The organism is Roseateles chitinivorans (assembly GCF_050632145.1).
GTDB classification, from domain to species: Bacteria; Pseudomonadota; Gammaproteobacteria; order Burkholderiales; family Burkholderiaceae_C; genus Roseateles; species Roseateles chitinivorans_B.
In genome coordinates this window covers 6,163,533-6,175,953 of record NZ_CP192577.1, presented here as the reverse complement: position 1 = coordinate 6,175,953, position 12,421 = coordinate 6,163,533, and the positions used below count along the sequence as shown (strand labels likewise).

Below are 12,421 nucleotides of genomic sequence, written 5' to 3'. Positions count from 1 at the left end.
TTCCACCAGTTCCGCGCTCAACGCGGATCGCAACCAGAGTCGGCGACCCAGCAGATAGATCATGCCCAGGACGGCGGAGATGATGTCGTGGGGGTTGCCATCAATGAGGTGCTGCATGGTGGGCGCGTCCTCATCAGATGGCCCCGTTGCGCCAGGCGTCCCAAACGGCAATGGCAGCTCCGGCCAAGGAGATCAGCACGTCGCCCGACAGGCTGTGCTGGAGGAAAAGCCCGCTGATCGTCACTGCGGCGACGGCGCCGAGGCCGGCCCGCTGGATCGCGTCGAGGAGCCGGTCGATCCAGTCACGTGGAGCGTCAGGCGGACGGCGATGACGAGCGCGGGTGGTCGCGGAAGGTGGAGGACGGGAGGACGAGAAGATCACGGCGGAACTCCTTGCGCAATCGGTGAAGAACATGTCGCCTACTGTGCCCGCTTGAATCCGTCACTCTTTCAAAACACAGGTCGACGGCTCTGAAAACGCTCGAACCTTGAGAAGTGTCAACTCATGACCCTCGGTCGTGAACCAAAGCGGTTTTCATTTGTACGCGTGGAGCGTGGTCCCGACGGCCTTGCGCCTCAATTGAACAGCGTGAGGTTCTCTGGCTTCGGCCTCGCAGGCGAGTTGTCCTGCGATGCTGGCGCTGGCACAGCCCGCCCGCGCGGCTTCGGCTCGACCTCTCCCGGCCGGCTGAGCTTCCCGACCCGCACGCCGAGCAGCCGCAACCGCTGGCTCAGGTCCACGCGCTTGAGGCACAGCCCAGCCGCGTGTCGGATCGACGCTGCGTCCTGCACCGGCGCGTCCAGGGTCAGGTCGCGCGTCACCGTGCGGAAACCTTCGAAGCGCAGCTTGATGCCGATCGTGCGTCCCAGGTAGCCCTTGCGCTGCAGGTCCGACGCCAGCTGCTCGCACAGCGCGGTGAAGATCCGCGACAGCTCCGGCCGGTCGCGCTTGGCATGCAGGTCGCGCTCGAAGGTCGTCTCGCGGCTGATGGACACCGGCTCGCTGTGGGTGACCACCGGCCGCTCGTCGAGGCCCCAGGCCGCCTCATGCAGCCAGGCGCTGTACCCCTCGCCGAAATGCTGCCGGAGCAGCTCCGGCGCCGTGGCCGCGAGCTCGCCGATCGTGTGGATCTCCAGGCTCTCCAGCTTCGCGCCGGCCTTCGGGCCGATGCCGTTGATGCGACGCACCGGCAGCGGCCAGATCTTCGTCGGCAGGTCCTCCATCATGATCAGCGTCAGGCCGTCGGGCTTGTCGAGTTCCGATGCGATCTTGGACAGCAGCTTGTTCGGCGTCACCCCGATCGAACAGGTCAGCCCGGTCGCGCGCTGCACCGAGTTCTTGATCTCCCGCGCGATCGCGCGCACGCCGCCCAGCGGGTCGTGACCGACCGCCTCGCGCGCGCCGGGCACATCGGTGAGGTCGATGTAGATCTCGTCGATGCCCCGGTCCTCGACCACCGGCGCGATCTCGCGCACCGCCGCCTTGAACAACCGCGAGAAGTGCCGGTAGGAGTCGAAGTCCGCCGGCAGCAGGATCGCCTGCGGCGCGCGCAGCGCCGCCTTCATCAATCCCATCGCGGAGAACACGCCCAGGTCGCGCGCCGGGTAGGTCGACGTCGTCACGACGCCGCGGCCGGTGTAGTCGGCCAGCTTGAAGAACTCGCGCGTGCCGTCGGGCCGCTCCTGCGGCGTGTGGGCGCGCCGGCCGCCGACCACCACCGGCAGGCCCTTGAGCTCCGGATAACGCAGCAGCTCCACGGACGCGTAGAACGCGTCCATGTCCAGATGGGCGATCAGGCGATCGGGCAGCGCTGGCGTCGGCTCGGCCATGCGAGGGATTGTGAGCGCCGGCGCTGACACTCGCTGTCAGCAGGACCGGCGACGGTCAGTGTCCGCAGCTCGTCGATCCACAGGCCGAGACGGTCTGCTCGCCCAGTTCGGCCTCCTCGGCCTTGGCATCGGCATTCCCCGCAGCCCGGATCGGATCGCGGCATTCGCCGGTCTTCGGATCGAAGCCGCGCTGTTCCATCGTGTAGACCAGCGCCGCGTCCATCATCTCGGCATGGCCGGGGAACCACTGCGACAGCTCGGTGCGCACGATGGCCAGCGGCTCGCGGTCGCCGAGGTCCTCGGCGTAGCGCACCACCTCGCGCATCACGTTCAGCACCATCGCATGCTGGCTGCTGTGGCAGTTCTCCGGCTCGAAGCCGGTCGCCGCCATCCAGCGCTCCTCCATCGCGAAGTGCTCCTCCGTGTGGGCGAGCAGTGCCTTGAACGCGGGCAGCGCGTCCTCGCCACGATCGAGCGTGTCGGCGTAGCGGTTCAGCAGCGTCACGAATTCCTCGTGCGTGTGGTCCAGCTCCGGCTGATTCAGCACGAGCTCGTCGGTCCAGGCCAGCGCGCTCATGGTCAGGCTTTTGCGACGGTGGAGGCGACGGCGGATGCGATGCCGTCGGTGCCGGATGCACCCAGGCGAGCACGGTGGCGCGCCACCTGCGCGCGGACCTGCGCCGGCGCCGTGCCGCCGAGGATGTTGCGCGCGTTCAGCGAGCCCGTCAGCGACAGCACCTCGTAGACGTCCTCGCCGATGCGCGGGTCGAATTGCCGCAGCGCCTCCAGCGGCAGCGCCGACAGGTCGATGCCCTGGGCCTGCGCCGTCTTCACCGCGTGCGCGACGATCTCGTGCGCGTCGCGGAAGGCCAGGCCCTGCTTGACCAGGTAGTCCGCCAGGTCGGTCGCCGTCGCGTAGCCCTTGAGCGCCGCACGTTCCATCGCGTCGGCCTTGACCGTCAGGCCGGCCATCATCTCGGCGAAGATGCGCAGCGTGTCGCTCAGCGTGTCGACGGTGTCGAACAGCGGCTCCTTGTCTTCCTGGTTGTCCTTGTTGTAGGCCAGCGGCTGGCCCTTCATCAGCGTGATCAGGCCCATCAGGTGGCCCACCACGCGGCCGCTCTTGCCGCGCGCCAGCTCCGGGACGTCCGGATTCTTCTTCTGCGGCATGATGCTCGAGCCGGTGCAGAACCGATCCGGCAGAGCGATGAAGCCGAACGCCTGGCTCATCCAGAGGATCAGTTCCTCCGACAGGCGCGAGATGTGCACCATGACCAACGTTGCCGCGGCGCTGAACTCGATCGCGAAGTCGCGGTCGCTGACGGCGTCCAGGCTGTTCTGCGCGACGCCTTCCATGCCCAGCGTGCGCGCGACGCGCTCGCGGTCCAGCGGATAGCTCGTGCCGGCCAGCGCGGCGGCGCCCAGCGGCAGGCGGTTCACGCGCTTGCGGGTGTCGAGCAGCCGCTCGACGTCGCGGGCGAACATCTCGACGTAGGCCAGCATGTGATGACCGAAGGCCACCGGCTGCGCGACCTGCAGGTGGGTGAAGCCGGGCAGGATCACGTCGGCGTGGCGCTCGGCCTGCTCGACCAGCACACGCTGCAGCTCGGCCAGCAGGCCGACCAGCGTGTCGATCTCGCCGCGCAGCCACAGGCGCACGTCGGTGGCGACCTGGTCGTTGCGGCTGCGGCCGGTGTGCAGCCGCTTGCCGGCCAGGCCGACCAGCGTGGTCAGTCGGGCCTCGATGTTCAGGTGGACGTCCTCCAGGTCCAGCTGCCATTCGAAGCGGCCCGAGGTGATCTCCTCGCGGATCTGTGCCATTCCCTTCTGGATCGCGGCGAGATCGTCCGCGCCGATGATCCCCTGCGCGGCCAGCATGTCCGCGTGGGCCAGCGAGCCCTGGATGTCGGCCGCCCACAGCCGCTTGTCGAAGTCGACGCTGGCGGTGTAGCGCTTCACCAGCTCGCTGACGGGCTCGGAGAACAGGGCGGACCAGGCTTGCGTCTTGTTGGCGAGCTGGTTGTCGGCGACCTGGGGATGGGAAGGCTGGTCAGTAGGGGAGGAGGACATCGGCTTGCAAGGCGTTACGACTTCGCGGCACCCCGGGCGTATCCGCATGGGAAGCGGGCGGACGCCTGGGTGAGAATGAGCCGCCGATTCTAAAGGGGCGCCGCCGTGGCGCCCGAGGGGCTGCAGTCGGAGGGCAGGACAGTGCGGGGACGGGAGGATCCGATGGCCACGAAGGCAACGAACGGGACAACGCCGGGGAAGGATCCGTCGCGCTCGACCCGGCCGTCGCGCGACGGGCTCGGGCCGACGCGGGCCACGGCGTCGTCGAACCCGCCGTCGACCCCGCCGTCGACCCCGCCGATGAACACGCAGTCTTCGGACAGCCGGCCGATGCCGATGCAGCCCGCCTGGGAGGAAACCCGTCTGGACGCGCGGCCGGCCGAGCCGCCGCGCCTGATCGACGCGCAGCGGCGCTTCGACGTCTGCCATGTCGGCCTGGTGATGCGCGCCGTGCTGGGCGTGCAGTTGGTGCTGTCGCTGGGCCTGGCGATGACGTCCGAGACGATGGCCCAATGGACCTGGGCGATGGGCGGCGCCTCGGTCGCGGCGCTGAGCGGCGTGCTGGCCTGGCTGCTGATCGTGTGCGCCTCCAAGCGTGTGCTGGCGCGGCTGCCCGAATGGGCGCAGTGGACGCTGCCGATCGTGCTCGGCGCGCTGTGCGCCCATGGCGGGACGCTGCTGCTGGAGGCGGTGGACATCGGCAGGCTCGGTGTCCTGCCGCGGGTCGCGGCCCTGCTGGCGGGAGCGCTGGCGGCCGGGGCGCTGCTGAGCTGGCTGAAGCTGCGCGAACGCGCCCAGGCGCCCGCCGACGCGCTGGCGCGGCTGGTGGAGCTCCAATCGCGCATCCGGCCGCACTTCCTCTTCAACACGCTGAACACCGCGATCGCGCTGGTGCGCGTCGACCCGAACCGCGCCGAGGAGGTGCTGGAGGACCTGGCCGAGCTGTTCCGCGTGGCGCTGGCCGACGCGGGCCCCACGGCCGAAGGCGTGCGGCTCGACCAGGAGGTCGAGCTGGCGCGGCGGTACCTGGCGATCGAGCAGCTGCGCTTCGGCGACCGGCTGCGGGTGCATTGGCAGCTCGATCCGCACGCCGCGGAGGCGCGCGTGCCGCCGCTGCTGCTGCAGCCGCTGGTGGAGAACGCCGTGCGCCATGGCGTCGAGCCCAACGACGGCGGCGGCGATGTCGACATCGTGACGCGCGCGCGCGGCAGCGAGATCGAGATCCGCGTCGTCAACACGGTCGGCCTGCCGTCGCGTGGCAAGGGGCACGGGCTGGCGCTGCGCAACGTGCGGCAACGGCTGCGGCTGATGCACGACGTGGCGGCGCGCCTGGAGGCCAGTCCCGGCGAGGGACGTTTCGTGGTGCGCATCGTGATGCCGCGCTGAGGCGGCCGTTCACGGGACCCCACGGGCAACGAGAGCAACGAGAGCAACGAGAGCAATGAGCACACCGGGACGGGAGGGAAGGACATGCTGACGCATCCGCCGCTGAAGGTCTTGATCGTCGACGACGAGCCGCTGGCGCGGCTGCGTCTGCGCGGGCTGGTCGAAGCCAACGAGGAGCCCCGCGCCGAGGTCGTGGCCGAGGCCGGCAGCGGCGACCAGGCGCTGGCGTGGCTCAAGGACCATGCCTGCGACCTGATCCTGCTCGACGTGCAGATGCCGGGCCTGGACGGGTTGGGGCTGGCGCAGGCGCTGCGCGGGCGCCCCTTCGCGCCGGCCATCGTGTTCGTCACCGCGCATGCGCAGCACGCGCTGCTGGCCTTCGAGCTGGAGGCGCTGGACTACCTGACCAAGCCGGTGCGGCGCGAGCGCCTGCAGGCCAGCCTGGCGCGGGCGATGCAGCGCATCGACGAGCGGACGGCCGCCAAGGCGCGCGAGGAGCGCGACGCCAACGGGCAGGAGTCGTCGTCGGGCGCCGAGACGCCGGTGATCAACATCACCGAGCGTGGACGGCTGCTGCGCGTGCCGCTGGCCGAGGTGCTGTATTTCAAGGCCGAACTCAAGTACCTCACGCTGCGCACCGCGACACAGAGCCATGTGATGGACGGCTCGCTCAGCGACCTGGAGCAGCGGCTCGGCGACCGCTTCCTGCGCGTGCACCGCAATGCGCTGGTCGCGCGGTCGGCCGTGCGCGAACTGGAGCGCCACGTGCCCACCGACGGCCCCGCCGACGGCGATGGCGAGAACGGCGGCGAACTCGGCTGGGCGGTCCGCATCGCCCATGTCAACGAGTGGCTCGCCGTCTCGCGACGGCAGGTGGCGGCCGTGCGCGAGGCGCTGGCGGGGCAGCGCTGAAGCGCTGATCCGTTCCCGCCCGACGCCTCGGCCTGTGTTGCTCAGCCGGTGTTGCGCAGGCCGGCGGCGATCCCGTTGATGGACAGGTGGATCCCGCGCTGGACGCGCTCCAGTCGAGGATCTTCCGCGCGCTTCTCGGCCGGGATCGCGCGGTAGCGTCGCATCAGCTCGACCTGCAGATGGTTCAGCGGGTCGATGTACGGGAACCGGTGTTCGATCGAACGCGCCAGCGCCGGATTGGCCGCGAGGCGGCCGCTCTCGCCGGTGATCAGCGCGATGGCTTCCTCGGTGCGCGCGAACTCGGCCTCGATCGCGCCGAAGATCTTCTTGGCGAGGCGCTTGTCCTCGACCAGCTCCAGGTAGCGGCGCGCGATGTCGAGGTCGGCCTTGGCCAGCACCATGTCCAGGTTGGACAGCAGCGTCTTGAAGAAGGGCCACTGCTTGTGCATGCGCTTGAGCAGCGCCAGCTTCTCGTCACGGCCGGACTTGTCCCTGCCCAGGAACTCCTGGATGCCGGAGCCGAAGCCGCACCAGCCCGGCAGCGTGATGCGCGACTGCCCCCAGCTGAAGCCCCAGGGGATCGCGCGCAGGTCCTCGATCGCGCGCGTGGCCTTGCGCGAGGCGGGACGCGAGCCGATGTTGAGCTCGGCGATCTCGCGGATCGGCGTCGTGGCGAAGAAGAAGTCGGCGAAGCCCGGCGTGTCGTAGACCAGCCCGCGGTAGGCCGCGAAGCTCGCATCCGACAGCGCCTGCGCCGCGGTCATGAAGGCCTGCGGCGCCGTCTTGGTCGGATGCAGCAGCGTGGCCTCGAGCGTCGCGGCGACCAGCGTCTCCAGGTTGCGCCGGCCGATCTCCGGGTTGGCGTACTTGGAGTTGATGACCTCGCCCTGCTCGGTCAGCCGGATCTGGCCGTTCACCGTGCCGGGAGGCTGCGCGAGGATGGCCTGGTAGCTCGGACCGCCGCCGCGGCCCACCGTGCCGCCACGGCCGTGGAACAGGCGCAGCGTCAGCGGCCCCTGCTGGCGCAGCTCGTCGAAGAGCTGCACCAGCGCGATCTCGGCGCGGTACAGCTCCCAGCTGCTGGTGAACACGCCGCCGTCCTTGTTGGAGTCGGAGTAGCCCAGCATGATGTCCTGCTCGCCGCCGGAGCGCCGCACCAGCGCGGCCATGCCGGGCAGCTCGTAGAAGCCGCGCATGATGCCGGGGGCGTTGCGCAGGTCGGCGATGGTCTCGAACAGCGGCACCACGATCAGGTCGCTGACCGCGTCGCCGTCGAGCGTGCCGCGCAGCAGGCCGACTTCCTTCAGCAGCAGCTGCACCTCCAGCAGGTCGCTGACGTCCTCGGTATGGGAAATGATGTAGTGGCGCAGCGCCTCGCGGCCGAAGCGCTTCAGCGACTCGCGCGCGGTCTCGAAGATCGCGAGCTCGCCCAGCGCGCGCTCGCTGTACTCGGCGCCCAGCACCCGCAGCGGGCGCGTCTGGTTCAGCAGGTCGACCAGCAGCGCGCGGCGCTCCTGCTCGCCCAGGGCCGAGTAGTCCTCGCAGACGCGGGCGTTCTTCAGCAGCTCGACGACGGTGAGCTCGTGCTGGTCGCTGCTCTGGCGCAGGTCCAGCGTCGCCAGGTGGAAACCGAAGACCTGCACCGCGCGGATCAGCGGCTTGAGCCGCGGCGCGATCAGCGCGTGCGCGTGGTGGCTCTCGAGCGAGTCCTGGATCACGCGCAGGTCCGCCAGCAGGTCCTCGGGCGACAGGTAGGGATCCTGCGGCGCGACCGCGTGCCGCAGCGCCTCGGTGCCGGTCAGCGATTCGAGCGTCGCGGCCAGGCGCGCGTACATGCCGGTCAGCGCGCGCCGGTAGGGCTCGTCCATCCGGTGCTCGTTCTGGTCGGGGCTGCGCTCGGCCAGGGCCTGCATCGCCGGCGTGACGCCCGCCAGTCGCAGCGAGATCGACAGTTCCGCGCCCAGCTCGTGCAGCTCGGTCAGGTAGTGGCGCAGCGCCAGCTCGCTCTGGCGACGCAGCGCCAGGCGCATCGTGTCGGCGGTGACGTTCGGGTTGCCGTCGCGGTCGCCGCCGATCCACTGGCCCATGCGCAGGAAGGGCGGCACGTCCTCGCCCGGCAGCGCCTCTTCGAGTTCGGTGTAGAGCTTGGGGATCTCGCGCAGGAAGGTCGCGTGGTAGTAGCTCAGCGCGTTCTCGATCTCGTCGGCGACGGTCAGCTTCGAGTAGCGCAGCATCCGCGTCTGCCACAGCTGGGTGACGCGGGCGCGGATCAGGAGTTCGTTCGCGGCCAGCTCGCGTTCCGTGTGCAGGCGGTCGCGCGCGCCGACCAGCTCGGCCACGGCGCGCTCGGCGTCCAGGATGCTCTTGCGCTGCACTTCGGTCGGGTGGGCCGTCAGCACCGGCGACACGAAGCCGTGCGCCAGCGTCTTGGCCACTTCCGCCGGCCGCACGCCGGCGTCGAACAGCCGCTCCAGCGCGTAGCCCAGCGAGCCCGGCTGCAGCGAGCCCTCGCGCTCGTGGACTTCGCGGCGGCGCACGTGATGGCGATCCTCGGCGATGTTGGCCAGATGGGAGAAATAGCTGAACGCGCGGATGACGCTCACCGTCTGCTCACCCGACAGGCCCTTGAGCAGCTTGTCCATCTGCTTGCCGGCCTGCGCATCACGCTTCAGGCGGAAGGCGACCGACAGCTGGCGCACGCGCTCCACCAGCTCGTAGGCCTCGCGGCCTTCCTGCTCGCGGATCACCTCGCCCAGGATGCGGCCCAGCAGGCGGATGTCGTCCATCAGCGGCTGGTTCTTGTCCTTGATCGTCCGGATCGAGCGGGCGCCGGCCGCTGCCTTGGCGGAGCTCCTGGCGGAGGGCTTGGCCGCCGGCTTCGACTTCGATTTCGACTTCAACGGGATGCCCGGCTTGGGGGCAGGTGTTGCGGCCGGCTTGGCGCGGGCCTGGGTAGCGGCCTTGGCTCGGGACTTCGAGGCGGGGGAGGATGCGGGGGAGGAGGCGGGGGAGGAGGCGGAGGTGGTACTGGCGGGCATGGCGGCGTCAGAGGTTCGTCAGGGACCAGGGGGAGGGGGTGATGTAACGAAGTTACCTTCGGTTGACTTTAGCAGTTTCTTCGTGCGCGACTCGCCCGTCGGCGTGGTGCGAGCGCCGCGATCGGCGGCGATCTGCTCCGGGATCGCGCAAGTCATGCTTCGCGGCAAACGAGCTTCCCTCCACGGAGGGACGACAGCGGGCGCCGCTCGGCTAGCATGCCGCCCCATGAACCAAGAATTCGTGATCGCCACCCGCGAGAGCCGCCTGGCCCTCTGGCAGGCGGAACATGTGCAGGCCCTGCTCCAGGCGCGCGGCCTCGAGGTGCGGCTGCTCGGGATGACCACGCGCGGCGACCAGATCCTGGACCGCACGCTGTCCAAGGTCGGAGGCAAGGGCCTGTTCGTGAAGGAGCTGGAGACGGCGCTCGAGGACGGCCGCGCGCAGCTGGCCGTGCATTCGCTGAAGGACGTGCCGATGGAACTGCCGGAGGGCTTCGTGCTCGCGGCAGTGCTCGAACGCGAGGACCCGCGCGACGCGCTCGTGTCGTCGACCTACGACAACCTCGCTGCGCTGCCGCAGGGGGCATGCGTGGGCACGTCGAGCCTGCGCCGCGTGACGCAGCTCAAGAATTTGCGCCCGGACCTGCGCATCGAACCGCTGCGCGGCAACCTCGACACGCGGCTGCGCAAGCTCGACGAAGGCCAGTACGACGCGATCGTGCTCGCCGCCGCCGGGCTCAAGCGCCTGAAGCTGGACGGCCGCATCCGCCAGTACTTCGACGTCGACGAGATGATCCCGTGCGCGGGGCAGGGCGCCCTGGGCATCGAGATCCGCGCCGGCCAGGCGCCGCTGACCGCACATCTGGAAGCGCTGGCGCACCGGCCGACGTGGCTGGCCGCGGCCGCCGAGCGCGCGGTGTCCCGCGAGCTCGGCGGCAGCTGCTCGATGCCGCTGGCCGCGCACGCGGTCTGGGCGGCCGACGGACAACTGACGCTTTCCGTGGCCCTGGGGCACCCGATCGAACCGGAGCGGGCCCTCCTGCGGGCGGGCTCGCGGTCCACGGTGGGGGATCTCGCCGCCGCCGAAGCCTTGGGCATCGCCGCCGCCGCGGCGCTGCGCGAGCTCGGTGCCACCGAGTACCTGAAGGACGTCTGATGCCGGGCGCCGTCGCCCCGGTCCGCCTGCTCCTGACCCGTCCCCGGGCCCAGGCCGACGACTGGGCGAGACGCATGGCCGCCTTGGGCGTGGCGACCGCTTCGCTGCCGCTGATCGACATCGAGCCGGCCGGCGATCCCGCCCCCGTCGAGGCCGTCTGGTCGACCTTGCCGGCCATGGACCTGGCGATGTTCGTCAGTCCCAACGCGGTCGAGCATTTCTTCGACCACAGACCCGCCGGAGCCGTCTGGCCCGACCGGACCTGGGCGGCGACCGTCGGCCCGGGCAGCGCGCGGGCGCTGATCGAGCGCGGCGTGCCATCGGGGCGCCTCGTCCAGCCGCCGGCAGGCTCGGACAGCCTGGACTCGGAACATCTGTGGCCGGAACTGGTCCGCGTCGCGGGCGCGGACTGGTCCGGCCGCCGCGCCCTGCTGGTGCGCGGCGATGGTGGACGCGAATGGCTGGGCGACCGGTTGCGCGATGCCGGCGCCGAGGTGGCAGCCGTCAGCGTCTATCGCCGGGCCTGTCCCCCGTTGTCCGCGGAAACGGCCGCACTGCTGCGCGAGGCGCTGCAGGCGCCGGAGCGCCATGTCTGGCTCTTCAGCAGTTCGGAGGCGATCGGCCATCTGGAGGCCCTCGAAAAGGGGACGCGCCGCATGCGGGCGCCGGCCGCCGGGGACAGGCGGGAGGACCCGTCACCCGCCATTTGGGGACCTGTCCGCGCCCTGGCCACCCACGAACGCATCGCCGCCCGCGCACAGGCCCTCGGCGTGGGGCATGTGGTTTTGGTGCGACCGGAAGCGGAGGCCGTCGCCGCCGGGTTCCGGATGCTGTCAGGGTCCACCCTAGAATCGCCGACGTGAGCGAGACCACCACCCCAGCGGCCGACGTTCCGTCGCCCCACAAGCCCGCCCGGCAATCCGGCGCCACCTTGACCCAGGCCGTCGTGGCCTGCGTCGGTCTGGTGGCCCTGCTGGCCCTCGGTCTGGCCTGGCAGAGCCAGCAACGGCTCAAGCAGGTCGAACAGGAGCTCGTCCGGCGCCAGGACAGCAGCCAGAGCGAGGCCAATATCGCCCGCGACCAGGCCCGCCAGGCGCAGGACCTCAGCCGCGACACCGCGGCCAAGGTCGCGTTGCTGGACGCGCGCCTGGGCGAGGTCGCCGTGCAGCGGGAGCAGCTCGACACGCTGATGCAGTCGATGAACCGGTCGCGCGACGAGAACGTGGTCGGCGACATCGAGTCCTCGCTGCGCGTGGCGATGCAGCAGAGCACCATCACCGGCAGCGTCGAGCCGCTGGTGGCCGCGCTGAACCAGTCCGACGTGCGCCTGGCCCGCTACAAGCAGCCGCGCCTGGAAGGGGTCCGTCGCGCCGTGACGCGCGATCTCGAACGCATCAAGGCGGTCAGCGTCATCGACGTGTCGACGCTGACGATCAAGCTGGACGAGGTGGTGCGGCAGGTCGACGACCTGCCGCTGCTGGCCGTCGCCCAGCCCGGGCAGGATCCGTCCGGTGCGTCCGCCATCCCTGCCGCGCAACACCCGACCCCGGCGCCCGCCGGCGTGAAGACCGCGGCGTCGCGCAAGCCTGCTTCCGCGGCGTCCGCGGGCGCCTCGCAGGCCGGTGATGAGGGTGAGGCCGGCTGGTGGACCCGTCTCTGGGACCAGGCCGGCGATCGCTGGACGACGCTGTCCGGCGACATCTGGCGCGAGGCCCGCGGCCTGCTGCGCGTGACCCGCATCGACCACCCGGAGGCCGCGCTGATCGCGCCCGAGCAGGCCTTCTTCCTCCGCGAGAACCTCAAGTTGCGGCTGTTGAACGCCCGGCTGGCGCTGCTGAGCCGGCAGTTCGACACCGCCCAGGTCGACCTGCGCGAGGCGCAGGCGATGCTCGAGCGTTATTTCGACGCGCGCTCGCGCAAGCTGACCCAGACGACGGAGTTGCTGCGGCAGGTGCAGGGCCAGTCCCGGCAGGTGAGCGTGCCGCGCCCCGACGACACGCTGGCCGCGCTGAGCGCGGTCGCGCGCTGA

At 70.6% G+C, this 12,421-nt stretch carries 10 protein-coding genes; 5 read left to right on the top strand and 5 right to left on the bottom strand.

What is annotated here, in order from left to right; translation table 11 throughout:
- Positions 1-133: 133 nt before the first annotated feature.
- The 4 genes from ACQ86G_RS28335 to argH form a co-directional block, all read right to left on the bottom strand.
- Positions 134-382, bottom strand: coding sequence for a hypothetical protein (locus ACQ86G_RS28335; protein WP_431258377.1), 249 nt, complete (start codon positions 380-382; stop codon positions 134-136).
- 194 nt (positions 383-576) lie between these two features.
- Complete coding sequence (gene dinB, locus ACQ86G_RS28330; protein WP_431258376.1) at positions 577-1,830, bottom strand: DNA polymerase IV; 1,254 nt, start codon at positions 1,828-1,830, stop codon at positions 577-579.
- A 55-nt stretch (positions 1,831-1,885) separates the two neighbouring features.
- Entirely contained in the window at positions 1,886-2,407 is a 522-nt protein-coding gene (locus tag ACQ86G_RS28325; RefSeq protein ID WP_431258375.1) for a hemerythrin domain-containing protein, read from the bottom strand.
- 2 nt (positions 2,408-2,409) lie between these two features.
- Entirely contained in the window at positions 2,410-3,900 is a 1,491-nt protein-coding gene (gene argH / locus ACQ86G_RS28320; protein WP_431258374.1) for an argininosuccinate lyase, read from the bottom strand.
- A 162-nt stretch (positions 3,901-4,062) separates the two neighbouring features.
- Here argH and ACQ86G_RS28315 point away from each other — a divergent pair, with 162 nt between their 5' ends.
- Positions 4,063-5,286, top strand: a complete 1,224-nt coding sequence (locus ACQ86G_RS28315) for a sensor histidine kinase (RefSeq protein ID WP_431258373.1) — start codon at positions 4,063-4,065, stop codon at positions 5,284-5,286.
- 84 nt (positions 5,287-5,370) lie between these two features.
- Positions 5,371-6,198: a LytR/AlgR family response regulator transcription factor gene (locus ACQ86G_RS28310; RefSeq protein WP_431258372.1), complete on the top strand. Its 828-nt coding sequence runs from the start codon at positions 5,371-5,373 to the stop codon at positions 6,196-6,198.
- Positions 6,199-6,239: 41 nt separating this feature from the next.
- On the opposite strand, the gene ppc is transcribed toward ACQ86G_RS28310, so the two are convergent.
- On the bottom strand, positions 6,240-8,984 hold the full coding sequence (gene ppc, locus ACQ86G_RS28305) for a phosphoenolpyruvate carboxylase (protein WP_431261520.1): 2,745 nt from the start codon (positions 8,982-8,984) through the stop codon (positions 6,240-6,242).
- A gap of 478 nt (positions 8,985-9,462) precedes the next feature.
- On the opposite strand from ppc, the gene hemC reads away from it, so the two are divergent.
- Genes hemC through ACQ86G_RS28290 form a run of 3 tightly spaced genes read left to right on the top strand, consistent with a single transcriptional unit; the run spans position 9,463 to position 12,421 of the window.
- Entirely contained in the window at positions 9,463-10,392 is a 930-nt protein-coding gene (gene hemC, locus ACQ86G_RS28300; protein WP_431258371.1) for a hydroxymethylbilane synthase, read from the top strand.
- Positions 10,392-11,255 carry a uroporphyrinogen-III synthase gene (locus ACQ86G_RS28295; RefSeq protein WP_431258370.1) on the top strand — a complete coding sequence of 288 codons (864 nt, stop codon included), beginning with the start codon at positions 10,392-10,394 and terminating at the stop codon, positions 11,253-11,255. Before hemC ends, ACQ86G_RS28295 begins: the two co-directional genes overlap by 1 nt.
- Positions 11,252-12,421, top strand: a complete 1,170-nt coding sequence (locus ACQ86G_RS28290; RefSeq protein WP_431258369.1) for a uroporphyrinogen-III C-methyltransferase — start codon at positions 11,252-11,254, stop codon at positions 12,419-12,421. Before ACQ86G_RS28295 ends, ACQ86G_RS28290 begins: the two co-directional genes overlap by 4 nt.